Source organism: Kushneria indalinina DSM 14324 (genome assembly GCF_003385845.1).
Classification (GTDB): Bacteria; Pseudomonadota; Gammaproteobacteria; order Pseudomonadales; family Halomonadaceae; genus Kushneria; species Kushneria indalinina.
On sequence record NZ_QRDJ01000007.1, the window covers coordinates 886253 to 902642 of the forward strand.

Sequence of the window (16390 nt, forward strand, 5' to 3'; positions counted from 1 at the left end):
GGAATACTCCTCTCAGGCTCGAGTAGCGGGGTGGGCAGATGAGTGTTGCATGAAGCTTGCCCAGACCCGCTCGATGGAAACCGATGCCTGGGGCGAATCGGCATGCGCGACGTCGCGCCAGTGATACAACGTTGATTCCGGATTCTCATCCGGCCCATGAGGGGTGTTGCGACTGATGATGATCAGCAGTGCCGTGCTGATGACAAAACCGACGTAGACCGGGCTGATGCCCAGCCAGGGCGTACCCGGGTCGCCGGTCATGACCCAGTTGACGCCGCCCCAGAACGCGGTGCCCACGCCGCCGCCGACGATGGCCCAGAAGGCGCCGCGAGAGGTGGCGCGCTTGAAAAACCACGCCGCCAGCGCCGGTACCACGATGCCGCCGGCTGCCAGTGCGTTGGCGAATACCCACAGTACGATCAGATTGGGCAGGGCCAGCGCCATCAATAGCCCAAGTGTCGAGATGATCAGTATCGAGACCCGTCCCATACGGATCAGCTGGCGCTCGCTGGCCCGGGGGTTGAGCCGCTTCTGATAGATGTCGCGCACCAAGTTGGCTGAGCCATCGAGCACCATCGAATCCAGAACGCTCATAATGGCGGCAATCAGGGATACGGCGAAAAACGACCCCACCAGTGGCGGAAAATATTCCAGATAGAGCCACGGCAGAATTCGATTGGGGTCCATGTCGGCGGGAGCGACCAGATGAGCCAGAATACCGATGGTGATGGGCAGCAATACGGTTAGAAAGGAGAACACCGTTCCCCATGCCATGCTTTTGACGGCCGTGTTCTCGTCTCGGGCCGCGTAGACGCGCTGCCACATGGGCTGATAGATCAGGTAGTAGGGGCCGCTGGCGGCGATGAAGCCGAGTATGACCACCCAGCCCGGTTCCCAGACATTCCACATTGACGGATCCAGCGTGGCGGCCTGGTCACTCAGCGTGCCTGACTGTGTCAGGCCGAAGACAATGAGTGTCACGATCAACAGGGGGCCGAGCGTCTGGATGACCGTCTGAATGGCATCGGTCACCATGACGGTATGCAGCCCGCCCAGCAGGCAGTAGCCCACGGTGACCACGAAGGAGAAAATGATCGAGGCCGTCATGCTCCAGCCCAGCACGGTCGAGACGACCGATGCCATCGCCAGAATCTGCATGCCGGTCAGTACGATGGAGCGCAGCATGGTAAAGATGGCGGCCGGTACGCGGACTCGTTCACCAAAGCGCAGCACCAGAAAGTCAGGCAGCGTGACCTGGCGGATGCGGTTGATATAGCGCACGAACAAGAACGTCCACAAACCGATGAAGATCAGGGAGGGCAGTACCGGCCAGATGGCCGATACCCCGCTTCGATAGGCCTCGGCAGAGATGCCGATCATGGTGCCGCCGCCAACGTTGGTCCCGACAATGGTCCCGGCGAGCACCCAGAAACCGGTGTTACGACCGGAGACCAGAAAATCCTCGGAGTTTTCGATCTTTCTCGAGTGGTAGTAGCCCAGCCCTAGGATCAGAGCGAAATAGACGACCAGTACCGGAACCACGTAAGCGGTAATGCCCATATCAGTCTCCACGGTGTCGTTGTTGATTGTGGTTAGAGACGTCCTGAATATTCATTTGGCAACGGCGGCTGCCGAAAACCCGGGCTTAGCGCCTCTGACGCCAGTGCGTCTCGACACGTTGCGACTCGTCCAGCGGCCACATGGGCCGTGAAAGATGCTGCCAGCGAAAGGTCTCGAAGCGCCCACTGCTGACGCCCTCATCCTCGATCAGCAGGATGTCGTCGACATGGTCGCCATAATTGGCGCGAAAATGCAGCGTGGACTTGATGCCCACGATGCGCGCCTGGTCGAGCCGCAGTCCTAGAAATTCGTAGCTTTGCGGATCGAGATGGGCAAAGGCGTTGCTACAGACCACCAGATGGACAGCGCCGATGCGGATCACCGCCGTGGGGCCCATGCTCTCCATGACATCGGAGCTCTGAAGCCGAAAGCGGCCGTCGGAGAGCGTGGTGACGATACCGTCAATCTCGATGGGCTCATCATGGAACTCGGGCTGACGCTTGCCCACCTGCGTGACGACGCGCTCACCTTTGCCGGCTCTGATGGCAGCCTGTACGGCCTCGGCATCGACCACCGTGACATAGCTTGTAACCTCGGCCTGGTGGGCCAGCAGCGTCTTCAGCAGGGTCACTCCGCCGCCCGGGGCGCCCGCCAGAGTGGAGTCTGCGGACTCCACCAGCGCCAGTGGCCGTGGGCCGGTATGAATCATGCCGCGTTTGACGGCCTCGTCCGGTGACAGGCGATCGACGATAAACCGATCGCGCAGCGCCCATATCTGTTCGGCAAGCCGCTCTGCCTGTTCTTGTGCGCGCCGGGCATCGTCATGGCTGGTGACGCTGATGACCGAGGCGGTGTCTGCAATGTCCAGCCACGGCTGCACCGGGCAGTAGTTCACGGCCGCAATGCCGTCTTCCTTCTCCAGCGCTCTGACGGCTTTGAGCGCGTCGCGCATCGGTGACTGCGAATCGACCTGCGCCTCGGGGCTGACCAGCATGGGGAGCCTGATGCGCCGTGTGACCGGTCTGAGCCGGCCTTCAAGCATTGCCAGCAGCAGCTCGGCGGTCTGTACGCCGGTTTCGAACTGGTCGATATGAGGAAAGGTCTTGTACGCCAGTACGATGTCGGCGTTGTCCAGCATGGTGTCGGTCAGATGGGCATGGGGATCAATACTGACGGCGATTGGCACGTCGCCCCCCACAAGTGAACGTACCGCACCAAGCAGATTGCCTTCGGGATCGTCACAATGCTGGCTCAGCATCGCGCCGTGCAGCGAGAGAAGGATCCCCTCTACCCGAACCCCTTCCCTGAGGGGCTTGAGTACGGCATCCCGTAGTGTCTGCCAGGCCTTATCGATGACTCGACCGCCGGAAATGGCCGCCGCCGCAACCGTGGGAAGGTAAGCCCGGCCATGGTCTTGCAGCACCTTCAGGAAACCACCCGGCTCGGTGCGACTGCCCCTCAGGGCCGCGGCGATATCGTCACCGTAGTGAAGGTAGCTCGATGCAAAGGTCTCAAGCGTTGCCGGCACATCACTGAAAGTATTGGTTTCTTGCTTGATTGAGCCTATCAGGATCGTCATGCCTTTCGCCTCTTGTTGGCGTTGTCATGAGCCGGCATGTCACCGGCAACTAACGAGGGCCGGAGTGCTCAGCGCTCCCTCACCACATCCTCGATCTGCCCTGACAAAATGTCGTCGATGCGGTCGGGATAAAGCCGCAGCGCGGCGGCGCGGGCGTGGCCTTCCATGCGCTCGGTCAGGCTCTGACGAATGGCCGAAGGGGCGATGGCGCCAATGCCGTCAGGCTCGATCCACTGATGCGTGCAGGTCTTCAGGTAGGTGCCCACCCACAGGCCGCCGGTATAGCGGGCCGCCGTCATGGTCGGCAGAGTGTGGTTGGTGCCACAGCACTTGTCGGAAAACACTACGCTTGCGTTCTCACCGATAAACGCCGAGCCGTAATTGGTGAGGCGCGACAGCAGCTCATGAGCATTGCGGGTATGGACCTGCAGATGCTCGGTAGCCATGAAGTCGGCAAAAGCGATCAGGGTGGCTTCATCGTCGCAGACCACCACGTCGCCGCGCTGGCGCCATGCTTCCCCGGCCGTCTCTCGGGTGGAGAGACTTTCGAGCTGGCGCTCGACCTCATCGATTGTCTCGCGGGCAATGCGCTCACTGGTGGTGGCAAGACCCGGGCGGGTGCGGGGGTCGTGCTCGGCCTGGGCGAGCATGTCGGCGGCCAGCACACGTGGGTCGGCGCTGTCGTCGGCGATGATGAATATTTCGCTGGGGCCGGCCAGAGCATCGATACCGACCGTGCCGAACACCTGTCGCTTGGCTTCATTTACGAAGGCGTTGCCTGGGCCCATGATCTTGTCGACGGCGGGAACACTCTGCGTGCCGTGGGCCATGGCCGCGATCGCCTGGGCGCCGCCGATGCGAAAGATGCGATGCGCGCCGGCCAGATGGCTGATGGCCACCATGGATTCATGGGCACCCGGCGGCAGGCACGCCACGATGGTTTTACAGCCTGCCACGGTTGCCGGTACCAGTGACATGATGGGTGCCGAGAGCAGCGGATAGCGTCCGCCCGGGACGTAGCAGCCGACCGTGGTGAGCGGAATATGACGATGACCGAGATGAACACCCGGAAGCGTCTCGATCTCGAGCGGCTTGAGTGTTTCAAGCTGCGCGCTGGCAAAGCGGCGTACCTGCTCGATGGCAAACTCGGTATCGCGACGGGTCTGATCGTCGAGTGCCTCGACGGCGGCGCACTTTTCCTCATCGCTAACTTCGAAGTGCGTGATTTCGACGTGATCAAAACGGGCCGCATAGTTCGTCAGGGCCTCATCACCCCGCTGTCGCACGTCGGCAATAATGCCAGCCACGGTATTGGCCAGTTCGTGTCCCGCGTCCTCCGGCTCCGTCTCGGCCTGCTTGAGGTAGTGCACCTTCGTGTCGTCGAACGTGATTCGTGCCATGTCGTACTCTCTCATGTTATTCGCCATGCAGGCCGTGATAGGTTGCAAGAGTGGTAAATATGCTTACCGTTAAATATATTTACCACTTTGCCCGCCTGTCAACGCTGGCGGATACGACCATGGCCCAATGTGTAAAAGGTGTCTGGATCGAATGCCGGGCCTGGAGAAGTACGGTTTAGAAGGTGGGCGGGCTTACGGCGCTGACCACAATACAGAGCTCATCGAAGGGATTTCGCATTCTGTGCGGCAGGCGGCTGTCAAAATAGTAGGCGTCGCCGGTCTCAAGGATTCGAACCTCGCCATCGACGGTCATCTCGAGTTTGCCCTGAACCACGACACCGCCTTCTTCGGCGTCATGACAGTAGGGAGCCGGACCAGTGTCAGCACCGGGCGCGTAGCGCTCGTGCAGGATCATCATGGCGGCGCCCTCGAGATGCGAACCAACCTGACGGTAGGAGAGGGAGGTGCCATCGGCCAGCTCGACGAGGTCATCGGCGTGGTAGAAGATGGGCCGGCCGACGGGGCTGTCGTCGCTGTCCTGCGCTTCCGAAAAGAAATCGCTCAGCGTGATCCCCAGGCAGTCGAGGATTCTTTTCAGAGAGCTGATGGAGGGGCTGTGACGGTCCCGCTCGATCATGGAGATGAACGGGTGCGTGACGCCGCTGTGCTCGGCCAGCTGCCTTATCGACATCTTGCGTGCCTTTCGCAGCGTGCGTAGACGTTGACCGGTGGTCAGCGCCGCAGGGTCTGCACTGGTTGAAACATTGTGTGCTGTCATGAAACGACCATCAAAAAGAGACCACCGGCGTGTTTTTTACTGATGCGGCGAGTTTATCAGACTCGAACGTAAATCCGGCGGTTGAGCGCTCGTGCCGGCTGCGCTGCCTTCGGTATCGTTTGGGAAGCGCTTCTCCGCTACATCAGGACGACAGCCGTGCCAGCAGCCACTGGCGAATGGCCGGGACCTGATCGGCGCTGATGGTATGGGCCATTGGCCAGGTGCGGTACTCCACGTCATAGCCCATGTCGGTCAGGCGTTCGGAGGCGCGCCGGCCGAGCGTCTCATCCACGATCGGGTCCTGGGTGCCGTGGTGGATCTCGATCGGCGTGTCGCGGTTGGCGGCGTCCGTCTCGATGCTCTCGGCCGTGGCAAAGTAGGTCGACATGGCCAGCACTCCGGCCAGTGGTTCGGGATAGGTCAGGGCCGCTTCATAGGCGACCGCGCCTCCCTGGGAGAAGCCGGCCAGTACGATGCGGCGGCTGTCGATGCCGCTGGCGATCTGCTCGTCGATGAGGCGCTGAATACGCTGCGCCGATTCTCTGAGCTGGCCTTCGTCGATTTCGCGCTCCAGTGCCATGCTGGTGATGTCATACCAGGCCGGCATGGTCATGCCGTTGTTGACGGTGACCGGCAACATGGGGGCATGGGGGGAGACAAAGCGCACCGCCAGATCGTCGGGCAGCGAAAGTGCTGGAATGAGCGGGTCGAAATCGTGCGCGCTGGCACCCAGGCCGTGCAGGATGATGACCACGGCTGTGGCCGGTGTCTGTTCGGGCTCGAAGATCACGGGGGGCTGTTCGGTCATGGGGCGTCCTGTGGGTCGGCAAGGGGATCACTGGATGGTGCGTGACAACGCCGGGGCTGTCCATGGGCGCTGGTGGCATCAAACGGGATCGGCCAGGCTTGAAAGGCTGTCACTGATCATTCAACGGGAGATTGCCATGAAGCCACAAACCCTATGGACCATTGTGGGCACCGCGACAGCGGGCGTCGCGGGCATACTGATGCGTCAGACCCTGAAAAAGACCTTTCGCTACGGCGTCTTCGAGCCGCCCGTCAATCCCGATCGGGACGATATCGAGTGGCGTCAGGCCATTTTATGGGGCGCTGCCAGTGGCATGGTCGTGGGAGCGGCCAGAATCGTGGGGTGGAAGGTGGCCTCGGCCGGCCTGCGGCGCACCCGTCGATCACACCGCGGACAGCGGCTGCTGGCACGACTCGAGGACTGATGCCTTTCGACACGCAGAGTGCTCGCGCGGACCCGCCTGATCGGAAGACAATGCGCCCGAGCGAGCAACATTGCGGAGAGTGATTGCACTGCCATGACTCTCATGTGATGATACTTTATAACATTTTTGATGCCGAGTGATTGCCCGCTCGGCATTGTGCTGTCATGGAATCACATCGTGTCTCGTCACTTCTCTTCTATGGATGATTCGCCGAACGCTCAGCGCGCGCGCGATAACGTCATGATCCGCTGCCGGCGCTCGATTCTGGCCTCATCGGTCGTCTGGCGGCTGCTGCTGGCGGTTGTGGGGCTGGTCGGGCTCTGGGGCATGGTGCACTGGGCGGTGGCCATACCATGAGCCATTCTGATCCCCGAGGTGCGCCCATTCATCTCGATAACCTGACGATTACCTATCAGCGCCATCCGGCCGTGCACCATGTGACCGGCAGCTTCGAGGCCGGCAGTCTGACGGCCATCATCGGTCCCAACGGCGCCGGAAAGTCCACCCTGATCAAGGCGTTGACCGGCACCATGGCCGCCTCGGAGGGCCGGATCGATCGCGCCGGCATGTCGCCCAGTCGTTATGGCTACCTGCCCCAGGCCGCCGAGGTCGATCGCAGCTTCCCCTTGAGCGTGTTCGATACCGTGGCCATGGGGGACTGGCATCGTCTGGGCGTGTTTGGCGGCATGAAGCGCCAGGATGTGGCCCGGGCGCTGGATGCCCTCGATAAGGTCGGCCTGACCGGCTTCGAGCAGCGTCGCATTAGCGAGCTCTCCTCCGGGCAGTTTCAGCGCGTGCTGTTTGCCCGTCTTCTGCTGCAGGATGCCCCGGTCATTTTGCTGGATGAACCCTTTAACGCCATCGATGAGCGCACCACCCGAGATCTGCTGACCCTGATCCGCCACTGGCATGAGCATGGCCGCACCGTGATTGCCGTGCTGCATGACATGTCCCAGGTGCGTCAGTGCTTTCCGCAGACGCTGTTGATGGCGCGGGAGGCGATCGCCTGGGGACCCACCGATGAGGTGCTGCAGCATCACAACCTGCGTCGGGCCAACATGATGGAGGAGTCCTGGCGCGCGGACGCCCATACCTGTGCCCTTCACGAGGAGGAGCAGGCATGAGTCTTCCTTCGATGATCTATGACGCCACGCTGGCGCCCTTTGTGGATTTTGGCTTTATGCGGCGGGCGCTGGTGGCCTGTATGGCGCTGGGGCTGGGCTCGGGCCCGGTGGGCGTACTGTTGATGCTCAGGCGCATGAGCCTGGTCGGCGACGCCATGAGCCATGCCGTGCTGCCGGGCGCTGCGGTCGGTTTTCTGGTCGCGGGTCTGTCGCTGCCGGCGATGGGGTTGGGCGGTCTGATCGTGGGGCTTGCGGTGGCGCTGCTGTCGGGGCTGGTCAGCCGCACGACAGCGGTGCGCGAGGATGCAAGCTTTGCCAGTTTTTATCTCACCTCGCTGGCGGCGGGGGTGTTGATCGTATCACTCAAGGGCTCGAGTGTGGATCTGCTGCACGTGCTCTTTGGCACCATTCTGGCCATCGATCAGAACGCGCTGTATCTGATTGCCGGTATCTCGTCGCTGACGCTGGTGCTGCTCGCACTGATCTATCGACCGCTGGTGATGGAGTGCTTTGACCCGGGCTTTTTACGCGCAGTCGGCGGGCGCGGGCATCTCTATCACGTACTGTTTCTGTTGCTGGTGGTGCTCAACCTGGTGGCCGGCTTTCAGTCGCTGGGCACGCTCATGGCGGTGGGGCTGATGATGCTGCCGGCGGTGGCGGCGCGCTTCTGGGCGGTAAGCCTGCCGGGGATGATGTTCAGCGCCATGCTGGTGGCCTTCATGGCCGGCATCATCGGACTCAACATCTCCTTTCATACCGGCGTGGCGTCGGGCCCGACCATCGTGCTCTCGGCCAGCGGGATCTATCTGCTGTCGTTTCTTTTCGGGCGGCTGGGCATCGTGCGTCAGCGTTTGTCACGACCGCATCTGGCTGGTTAGCCGGGTGTTTCACTGTTAAACGGGGAACAGGCATGAACGTCAGAGTCTGGTGGGCCGGGGCCGCAATGCTGGCACTGTCGCCGCTGTCAGCCGCAGTGGCGCAGGCCGCCGAAGTCAGGGCGGTGGCCTCCTTTACCCTGCTGGCCGATGTGGTCAGCGAGGTGGGCGGCGACCGGGTGGAGGTGTCGAGTCTGATCGGGCCCAACGGCGACCCGCACGCCTACGAGCCGACGCCAAACGATGTGCGCCGGGTCCGCGACGCCGACGTGGTGTTCATGAGTGGGCTGGGGCTTGAAGGCTGGATGGGCCGGTTGATCGAAGCCTCGGGGTTCAAGGGCAGCCCGGTGGTGGTCTCCGACAATATCCATACCCGCGAGATGGGTGAGGATGAACACGGCCACGGTCATGACGGAGGGGACGGCCATGGCGATGAACACGGTCACGATGACGCGCACGGTCACGACGATGACGCCCACGCTCATGACGGCGGCCATCATCACGCTCATGACGGGCCCGACCCGCACGTCTGGAACGACCCTTCCAATGTCGAGGTGTGGGTCGACAATATCGTCAGCGCGCTGTCAAAAGTGGACCCGGCCGGGGCCGACGCGTATCGGGCCAACGGCGACGCTTACAAGCAGGAGCTCGCATCCCTGGATGACTACGCTCGAGCGCAGTTCGAGGCGATCCCCGAGGACCGGCGCAGAATCCTGACTTCCCATGACGCCTTCGGCTATCTGGGCGATCGCTACGGCGTGACCTTTTTGTCACCGCTGGGGACGACCACCGACAGCGAGGCCTCGGCGCGGGATGTCGCAGGGCTCATCACCCAGATGCGTGAGGAACACATTGGCAGCTACTTCCTTGAAAACACCAACGACCCGCGGCTGGTCGAGCAGATCGCGCGTGCCACGGATGCCCGGCCCGGCGGGACGCTCTACGTGGGGGCGCTCTCCGATGCCGATGGGCCGGCTCCCACCTACGTCGACATGTTCCGCTTCAATGTTGACCAGCTGGCGGCAGCCATGCAGCAAAACGACTGATCCCGACCGCTGACCGGCTTGTCAAGGGCCCGGCCTCCGAGAGGAGTGCCGGATCTTTGCGTCAGTGATGTTCTACCCTTTTCAATCCGGACGGATCATTTCATCAATACGCGGCATCTGCCGCTGGAGTCACCATGTTTCCGACCTTTACCCTGCGCTATGCGCGCCTGCCGACCCATTTTTTTGAACCCTTTACCCCGGTCACCGTCGAGAAGCCCGAGCTGGTGGCGTTCAACCGCGAACTGGCCGAAACGCTCGGTTTTGATCTGTCAGCCTTTGATGAGAAAACGGCCACCGACTGGTTTTCCGGCAATGAAGTGCCGCCCGGTGCCGAGCCGGTCGCCCAGGCCTATGCCGGCCACCAGTTCGGTGGTTTCTCGCCGCGGCTGGGCGATGGCCGCGCTGTGCTGCTGGGCGAGGTGACCGACCGCGACGGCGCGCTGCGGGACATTCAGCTCAAGGGCGCCGGGCGCACGCCGTTTTCCCGCGGCGGCGATGGCCGTGCGCCGCTGGGACCGGTGTTGCGCGAGTATCTGCTCAGCGAGGCCATGCATGTCATGGGCATTCCCACCACGCGGGCGCTGGCGGCGGTGACCACCGGTGAGCGGGTGATGCGGCGCATGCCTGAACCCGGGGCGGTGCTGACGCGCGTGGCGTCGAGCCATATCCGGGTGGGCACCTTCCAGTACTTTGGCTCGCGCCATGATGCCGAGGCCGTGAAGACGCTTGCCGATCACGTGATCGAGCGCCACTACCCCGAGCTGCTTGAAACGCCCGAGACAGATCGCTACATGGCGCTTTTGAAAGCCATTCAGCAGCGCCAGGCCGAACTGGTGGCGCGCTGGATGGGGGTGGGCTTTATTCATGGCGTGATGAACACCGACAACACCTCGATTGCGGGCGAGACCATCGACTTCGGCCCCTGCGCCTTTATGGAGCGCTATGACCCAAAGACCGTGTTCAGCTCGATCGATACCGGCGGGCGCTATGCTTATGTCAATCAGCCGGTGATTCTGCAGTGGAACATGGCGCGTCTGGCCGAGGCGATGCTGCCGCTGTTCGACGAGGACGAGCAGCGCGCGATCGAGCGTGCCACCGAGGTGGTGCAGGGGTTCTCCGAGCAGTATCAGGCGGCCTGGCTTGCGGTCATGCGTGACAAGATCGGTCTTCGACATCACGAAGAAGACAACGATCAGGAGCTGATCGAGGCCCTGCAGGAGGCCATGCGGGTCGGGCGCGCCGATTTCACCCTGACCTTTCGACAGCTCGGCGAGTGCGCCCGTGACGAGGCGGCAGATGACGCTTTGCTGGCGCTGTTTGAACAGGATGCCGACATGCGCGACTGGCTGCCGCGCTGGCGTCAGCGTCTGACCCGCGAGGCGGCCAGCGGTGACGAGATCGCACGTCGGATGCATGCGGTCAACCCGCTCTATATTCCGCGCAACCATCAGGTCGAGCAGGCGCTCAGTGCGGCCGCCGAGGGCAACTTCGAGCCGTTCGAGACGCTGCGCGAGGTTCTCGCCCACCCGTTTGACGAGCAGCCCGGGCGTGAGGCCTGGACGTTGCCGGCCGGGCCCGATGAGGGCGTATTTCGTACCTTCTGCGGTACGTAAACGCGTGGTTGCAGATTCATGTGTATTCAGAGCAGAGGAGACAGGGATGACGACATCGAACAGGACGTTCGCACTGGTGACCGGTGCCACCAACGGCATCGGTCTGGAACTGGCCAAATGCTTTGCCAATGACGGTTATGACCTTTTGATCGTCTCTCGGGGCAGCGGCCTGGAAGAGACGTGCGAGATGCTGGAAGGCTATGGCGTGACAGTGACCACCTGCGCGGCGGATCTGACCCGATCCGATGAAGTCGACAAGGTTTGTCAGGCCGTGACCGACAGCGGTCGCACCCTCGATGCCGCCGCGCTCAATGCAGGCATAGGGCTGGGCGGTGCGTTTGTTGATGGTACGGCGCTGGAAGACGAGTTCTCGCTGATTCAGATCAACGTGATGTCGACGGTGCAGCTCACCAAGCGGCTGTTGCCGGCCATGGTCGAGCGCGGCGAGGGGAAGCTGTTGCTAACCTCATCGATCTCGGGCACCACGCCGATCCCGTTTGAGGCCATCTATGGCGCCTCAAAGGCCTTCATCAATTCGTTTTTCTACGCGGTGCGCAACGAGATCCAGGGCAGCGGGGTGCAGATGACGCTGCTGCTGCCCGGGCCGACCGAAACCAACTTCTTCCACCGCGCCGGTCAGGATGAGACCGAAGTCGGCGCGATGGAGAAGTTCGACCCGGCCGATGTCGCCCGTGACGGCTATGTGGCGCTGATGAGCGGCCATGACACCGCCTACGGTGGTGGGCACTCGGTGGAGTATGAGGCCGAGGTGCTCAACCGCATGGAAAGCGAGTTGCAAAAGGCCCAGCGCCATCGTCTCATCTCGGCGCCGGGCTCGGCCAAAGGCTCGCGCTAGTCGAGTACGATCTCGCGCCCGGTGGCGCTGCTCTCATGGGCGGCGTCGATCACGCGCATCACATCAAACGCCTGCTCGGGCGTCACGGCCAGCTCGGCCTCGCCCCTGAGGTGCGCGACGAGATTGTCATAGTAGGCGCGGTAGTCGCCGCGGACATTGTCGATGGTTTCACTGTCGCCGGTTTCGCCCTGGTAGAGCACGCCGCGCGTCGGGTCTTCCCCCCAGCCGGGCTGACCCGGCGTGCCGCCATCGCGCAGGGTCTGTTCCTGGGTATCCAGACCGTGCTTGATATAAGAGGCACGAGTGCCGTCGACGGCGTAGCGCAGGCTGTCACAGGCGCTCAGGGCGTGGCTTGAGAGCACCACCCGACGGTCGTCATAGCGCAGCAGGACGTGGAAATAATCCACGGCACCGCCGCTGGGTCGCAGGGTGGCCAGGTCGGCGTAGACGGCTTTTGGTGTGCCGAACAGGGTCACGGCCTGATCGGCCAGATGCGCGCCCAGATCATACCAGGCACCGCTGCCGGGGCCGGGGCGCTCGCGCCAGCGGTCGCGTACCTCGGGGCGAAAGCGGTCATAGTGCAGGTGGCAGCGGGTGACACTGCCCAGGCGGTCGGCATCCAGCAGCCCCTTGAGGGTCAAAAAGTCGGCGTCCCAGCGCCGGTTCTGGAAGACGCTGAAAACTCTGTCATGATAGCGGGCGCAGGCGATGATGCGCTCAAGCTCCTTGCCATCAAGCGCCACGGGCTTGTCGATCACCACATGCTTGCCGGCCTCCAGCGCCGCCACGGCAAGATCTGCGTGGGTGTCGTTGGGCGTGGCGATCACGATCAGATCAACCTCGGGGTCCTTGAAGGCCTGCTCGGCACTCGAGTAGACCTCGGTATCGGGCAGATCAGCGTGAACATCGTCAGGGCGGCTGGACACCACGCCCTTGAGGGTCATGCCATCGGTATGGCGAAGCAGGGGCGCATGAAAGACGCGCCCGACCAGCCCGTAGCCGATAATGACGGTCTTGAGAGGGGAGTGCATGGATTACCTCCGTGTCATCCTGTGGACGTGGCCGCGTCGTCTGCGGCCTGTGATGTCATCTTTCCCAACCTGATCGAACAAGGGTGCGCGCATGACCGATACAACCACTCAGCCACCGCCGGGCTCCAGACACGCCATCCTGTCGCGCTGGACAGACTGGGGCAAGTGGCTGGCCCTGATCTCGATGACCGTGGACCACGTGGTGCGCTATGCGCTGTCCAACGAACTCTCCTGGCAGTTCGGCTGGGCCAGTTCCACCATCGGGCGGGTCGCGTTTCCGCTGTTTGCCGCCATGGTGGCCTGGCACGGGCTTTTCGATACCCGCAATCCCATGCGCTATGCGCGCCGCATCCTGATCATCGGTCTGATCGCCCAGTTACCCTATATGCTGATGCCGCGCTACTCCAGCGTGCTGGTGATCAACGTGTGCTTTACGCTGGCCTTTGGGCTGGTCTGGGGGGCCTGGCTGCGTCAGCTGTTGGTGTCACCGCCCAGAGACGGGCGCACTCGGATCATCACTGCCGCGGGTGTGGCGCTTTCTCTGATCGTCTGGTACACCGTGGGGCCATTGCTGGAGTACGGCCGTTTTGGTCTGTTGATGGTGCCGGGATTCATGTTGGCGATGGCGTGTTATCAGCGCTTCGATCACGGCGTGGCGCGCATCTGGGCCTGGCTTGCCGGCGTGCCGATCCTTTTGATCACGGCCCAGCTCAACATCTATACGATCAGCAAGACCGTGGCGTTTTCGACCACGCTGGTGGTGCTGGTGATTGCCGCGGGTCTGGCGCGCTGGATACCAGGCGTGGTGCGCATGCCGCGCTGGCTGTGGCTGTCATGGTACCCCGGGCATCTGGCCCTGATTGCCCTGATCGTTTATCTCCCTTATCTGCTGCCCACCTGATATCGACCCGAGAGTGAGTGAACCATGTCCCTTGATGTAATGAGTTCAATGACCGGCCTGCGACGCGCCCTGTCGAGGCTGCTGCCGGCGCTGATGATGGTCAGCGCGTTTGTGGCCGGGCCGGCAGCAGCCGAGACGCCGGTGCCCATCGTCTTTCCCGAGCAGGTTCAGCAGGGCAGCATGGTGATCGGGCGGGTGCCGCCCGGCAGTCAGGTGACGCACGCCGGACGCACGCTGGGCGTGACCGACTACGGCACGGTGGTGTTTGGCATCGGTCGCGAGGCCGAAGGTGAAAGCCGGGTCGAGATTACGCCGCCCGACGGGCAATCGCGCACGGTGGGTATTCGGGTGACGTCGCGTGATTTCCCCGTCGAGCGCATCGACGGCGTGCCGCCAAAGACCGTGTCGCCGCCGCCGGAGATCGCCGAGCGCATTCGCCGCGAACAGGCCGGCGTCAGCCAGGCGCGCACCCGCGATGAGCGCATTACCGATTTCACCGAGGATTTCATCTGGCCGGTCAAGGGGCGTATCAGTGGGCGCTTTGGCAATCAGCGCGTCTATAACGGCACGCCAGGCTCGGCCCATTCGGGCATGGATATTGCGGTGCCCACCGGTACGCCGGTCAAGGCACCCGCTGGCGGTATCGTGACCTTTGCCAACCCGGATCTGTATCTGACCGGGGGCACGGTGCTGATCGATCACGGCTACGGCATCAGCTCCAACTTCCTGCATCTGTCAAAGCTTGATGTGAAGGTCGGCGATCGCGTGGCGCAGGGCGATGTGATCGGTGAGGTGGGTGCGACCGGGCGTGCGACCGGGCCGCATCTGCACTGGGGCATGAACTGGTTTGATACCCGTATCGATCCGCTGCTGGTGCTAAAGCGTTAGTAGCGACAGGCGGGCGTGTGGCATTTCGACAAGGTGGCGGTCTTTATGACCGCCATGAGTATTTTGAATGGCGGGAGCACTTCAGATTTCGGGTCGTCATGGCGGTAACCTCTGTCCATACGAATAGCGCACTATTTAATGGTGCGTTAATAAAGACAGGTGGCTCACATGGCAATGGCGTCAGGCGTCTCAACTTTTTCAAACATGCGTGTGCGTAGCCGCATGATACTCGGCTTCTCTGCCGTGCTCTTTTTGATCGTATTGCTGACCGCCATCGGGGTATGGCGGGTGGGTGTGGTGCGCGGCATCAGCGGCGGCTTCAAGGCCACCATGATTACCCTGTGCACGCTGGCAGTGCTGCTGGGCATCGTGATTGCCACGTTGATTACGCGCGGGCTTTTGAAAACGCTGGGCGCCGAGCCGGGTGAGGTGCGCGCGCTGGCCGAAGCGATCGGACGGGGTGAGCTTGATGTCTCACGCTGGGCCTATGGTGAACACGATCGTAGCATCATGGCTGCCCTGAGCCGTACGACCGACCGGCTGCAGGAGACGGTGGCCAATGTCCGCCACACTGCCCATGAAGTGTCTCATGCCAGTGGCCGTATCGAGCAGGGCAACAGCCAGCTCTCCTCGCGCACCGAGCAGCAGGCCAGTGCGCTGGAGCAGACAGCCGCCGCCATGGAGGAGCTCAGTGCCACGGTACGTCAAAACGCTGATAACGCTCGTGATGCCGAACAGCTGGCCACCAGCGCCGCCAGCGTGGCCGAACGCGGTGGTGAGGTCTTCGGTAACGTCGTGGTGACCATGAAGGAGATCAACGACGGTGCCCGGCGTATCTCGGAGATCATCAACGTGATCGACAATATCGCCTTTCAGACCAATATCCTGGCGCTCAACGCCTCGGTCGAGGCGGCCCGGGCCGGCGAGCAGGGGCGTGGCTTCGCGGTCGTGGCCGGCGAGGTCAGGAGTCTGGCCAGCCGCAGTGCCGAGGCGGCACGTGAGATCAATGCGCTGATCTCGGCAAGCGTGACCCGTACCGAAGAGGGCACGGCACTGGTGGATCAGGCCGGACAAACCATCGAGGAAGTAGTGACCTCCATCAAGCGTGTTCACCACATCATGGGGGATATCAGCCGTGCCAGCGCCGAGCAGAGCACCGGTGTCAGCCAGGTGGGCGAGGCCATCGGGCAGCTGGATCAGACCACGCAGCACAATGCACATATGGTCGAGCAAAACGGTGAGGCGTCCCGCAGGCTCCATCAGCAGTCGCAGGCATTGGTCAAAGCCGTCTCGGTGTTCCGTCTGGCCCATTCAACGACAGGCAGCGCTGCAGCGGCCGTGCCGGCTCGTGCTTTTGAGGCACCGGCGCATTCGATGCCGACGCCCGCTTCAAAAAACGTTAAAAGGCCTGACACCTCAAAGGGCAGCCTCTCCCGACCGGAAGCGCCTCGTGCGCCATCCCGGACAGCCACGGTCGATGAGTGGGAAAGCTTTTAGGGGCAGAAGA

The 16390-nt window shown here is 62.6% G+C and carries 16 protein-coding genes; 10 read left to right on the forward strand and 6 right to left on the reverse strand.

What is annotated here, in order from left to right; all coding sequences use genetic code 11:
* Positions 1–12: 12 nt before the first annotated feature.
* The 5 genes from C8D72_RS10700 to C8D72_RS10720 form a co-directional block, all read right to left on the reverse strand.
* Positions 13–1560: a sodium:solute symporter family protein gene (locus tag C8D72_RS10700; RefSeq protein WP_115854383.1), complete on the reverse strand. Its 1548-nt coding sequence runs from the start codon at positions 1558–1560 to the stop codon at positions 13–15.
* An 85-nt stretch (positions 1561–1645) separates the two neighbouring features.
* Complete coding sequence (locus tag C8D72_RS10705; RefSeq protein ID WP_115854384.1) at positions 1646–3139, reverse strand: M81 family metallopeptidase; 1494 nt, start codon at positions 3137–3139, stop codon at positions 1646–1648.
* Positions 3140–3207: 68 nt separating this feature from the next.
* Complete coding sequence (hisD, locus tag C8D72_RS10710) at positions 3208–4539, reverse strand: histidinol dehydrogenase (RefSeq protein ID WP_115854385.1); 1332 nt, start codon at positions 4537–4539, stop codon at positions 3208–3210.
* A 175-nt stretch (positions 4540–4714) separates the two neighbouring features.
* Positions 4715–5317, reverse strand: coding sequence for a cupin domain-containing protein (locus C8D72_RS10715; protein ID WP_115854386.1), 603 nt, complete (start codon positions 5315–5317; stop codon positions 4715–4717).
* Positions 5318–5459: 142 nt separating this feature from the next.
* On the reverse strand, positions 5460–6125 hold the full coding sequence (locus C8D72_RS10720) for an alpha/beta hydrolase (RefSeq protein ID WP_115854387.1): 666 nt from the start codon (positions 6123–6125) through the stop codon (positions 5460–5462).
* Positions 6126–6261: 136 nt separating this feature from the next.
* On the opposite strand from C8D72_RS10720, the gene C8D72_RS10725 reads away from it, so the two are divergent.
* The 7 genes from C8D72_RS10725 (at position 6262) to C8D72_RS10750 (ending at position 12063) form a co-directional block, all read left to right on the forward strand.
* On the forward strand, positions 6262–6549 hold the full coding sequence (locus C8D72_RS10725; RefSeq protein WP_115854503.1) for a DUF4235 domain-containing protein: 288 nt from the start codon (positions 6262–6264) through the stop codon (positions 6547–6549).
* Positions 6550–6726: 177 nt separating this feature from the next.
* Complete coding sequence (locus C8D72_RS17375) at positions 6727–6906, forward strand: hypothetical protein (RefSeq protein ID WP_147301528.1); 180 nt, start codon at positions 6727–6729, stop codon at positions 6904–6906.
* Complete coding sequence (locus C8D72_RS10730) at positions 6903–7673, forward strand: metal ABC transporter ATP-binding protein (RefSeq protein WP_115854388.1); 771 nt, start codon at positions 6903–6905, stop codon at positions 7671–7673. Before C8D72_RS17375 ends, C8D72_RS10730 begins: the two co-directional genes overlap by 4 nt.
* Entirely contained in the window at positions 7670–8551 is an 882-nt protein-coding gene (locus tag C8D72_RS10735; RefSeq protein WP_245955226.1) for a metal ABC transporter permease, read from the forward strand. Before C8D72_RS10730 ends, C8D72_RS10735 begins: the two co-directional genes overlap by 4 nt.
* 32 nt (positions 8552–8583) lie before the next feature.
* Positions 8584–9594, forward strand: coding sequence for a metal ABC transporter solute-binding protein, Zn/Mn family (locus C8D72_RS10740; protein WP_115854390.1), 1011 nt, complete (start codon positions 8584–8586; stop codon positions 9592–9594).
* Between the two features lie 134 nt (positions 9595–9728).
* On the forward strand, positions 9729–11207 hold the full coding sequence (locus C8D72_RS10745) for a protein adenylyltransferase SelO (RefSeq protein WP_115854391.1): 1479 nt from the start codon (positions 9729–9731) through the stop codon (positions 11205–11207).
* 46 nt (positions 11208–11253) lie between these two features.
* Positions 11254–12063, forward strand: a complete 810-nt coding sequence (locus C8D72_RS10750; RefSeq protein ID WP_115854392.1) for an SDR family NAD(P)-dependent oxidoreductase — start codon at positions 11254–11256, stop codon at positions 12061–12063.
* Here C8D72_RS10750 and C8D72_RS10755 read toward each other — a convergent pair.
* Positions 12060–13094: an oxidoreductase gene (locus C8D72_RS10755; RefSeq protein WP_115854393.1), complete on the reverse strand. Its 1035-nt coding sequence runs from the start codon at positions 13092–13094 to the stop codon at positions 12060–12062. The genes C8D72_RS10750 and C8D72_RS10755 overlap by 4 nt on opposite strands.
* Positions 13095–13185: 91 nt before the next feature.
* Between C8D72_RS10755 and C8D72_RS10760 the strand changes: the two genes are divergently transcribed.
* The 3 genes from C8D72_RS10760 to C8D72_RS10770 all read left to right on the forward strand — a co-directional run bounded on the left by C8D72_RS10760 (position 13186) and on the right by C8D72_RS10770 (position 16380).
* Positions 13186–13995 (forward strand): TraX family protein, encoded by an 810-nt coding sequence (locus C8D72_RS10760; protein ID WP_115854394.1) that lies wholly within the window; start codon positions 13186–13188, stop codon positions 13993–13995.
* Between the two features lie 24 nt (positions 13996–14019).
* Positions 14020–14883, forward strand: coding sequence for a M23 family metallopeptidase (locus tag C8D72_RS10765; RefSeq protein ID WP_211308832.1), 864 nt, complete (start codon positions 14020–14022; stop codon positions 14881–14883).
* A 168-nt stretch (positions 14884–15051) separates the two neighbouring features.
* Entirely contained in the window at positions 15052–16380 is a 1329-nt protein-coding gene (locus tag C8D72_RS10770) for a methyl-accepting chemotaxis protein (RefSeq protein ID WP_115854396.1), read from the forward strand.
* Positions 16381–16390 lie beyond the last annotated feature (10 nt).

Bases quoted from the DNA above. Each gene is read 5' to 3' on its own strand.
- C8D72_RS10700 (WP_115854383.1), bottom strand. From the start codon at position 1,560: ATGGGCATTACCGCTTACGTGGTTCCGGTACTGGTCGTCTATTTCGCT.
- C8D72_RS10705 (WP_115854384.1), bottom strand. From the start codon at position 3,139: ATGACGATCCTGATAGGCTCAATCAAGCAAGAAACCAATACTTTCAGT.
- hisD (WP_115854385.1), bottom strand. From the start codon at position 4,539: ATGGCACGAATCACGTTCGACGACACGAAGGTGCACTACCTCAAGCAG.
- C8D72_RS10715 (WP_115854386.1), bottom strand. From the start codon at position 5,317: ATGACAGCACACAATGTTTCAACCAGTGCAGACCCTGCGGCGCTGACC.
- C8D72_RS10720 (WP_115854387.1), bottom strand. From the start codon at position 6,125: ATGACCGAACAGCCCCCCGTGATCTTCGAGCCCGAACAGACACCGGCC.
- C8D72_RS10725 (WP_115854503.1), top strand. From the start codon at position 6,262: ATGAAGCCACAAACCCTATGGACCATTGTGGGCACCGCGACAGCGGGC.
- C8D72_RS10730 (WP_115854388.1), top strand. From the start codon at position 6,903: ATGAGCCATTCTGATCCCCGAGGTGCGCCCATTCATCTCGATAACCTG.
- C8D72_RS10735 (WP_245955226.1), top strand. From the start codon at position 7,670: ATGAGTCTTCCTTCGATGATCTATGACGCCACGCTGGCGCCCTTTGTG.
- C8D72_RS10740 (WP_115854390.1), top strand. From the start codon at position 8,584: ATGAACGTCAGAGTCTGGTGGGCCGGGGCCGCAATGCTGGCACTGTCG.
- C8D72_RS10745 (WP_115854391.1), top strand. From the start codon at position 9,729: ATGTTTCCGACCTTTACCCTGCGCTATGCGCGCCTGCCGACCCATTTT.
- C8D72_RS10750 (WP_115854392.1), top strand. From the start codon at position 11,254: ATGACGACATCGAACAGGACGTTCGCACTGGTGACCGGTGCCACCAAC.
- C8D72_RS10755 (WP_115854393.1), bottom strand. From the start codon at position 13,094: ATGCACTCCCCTCTCAAGACCGTCATTATCGGCTACGGGCTGGTCGGG.
- C8D72_RS10760 (WP_115854394.1), top strand. From the start codon at position 13,186: ATGACCGATACAACCACTCAGCCACCGCCGGGCTCCAGACACGCCATC.
- C8D72_RS10765 (WP_211308832.1), top strand. From the start codon at position 14,020: ATGTCCCTTGATGTAATGAGTTCAATGACCGGCCTGCGACGCGCCCTG.
- C8D72_RS10770 (WP_115854396.1), top strand. From the start codon at position 15,052: ATGGCAATGGCGTCAGGCGTCTCAACTTTTTCAAACATGCGTGTGCGT.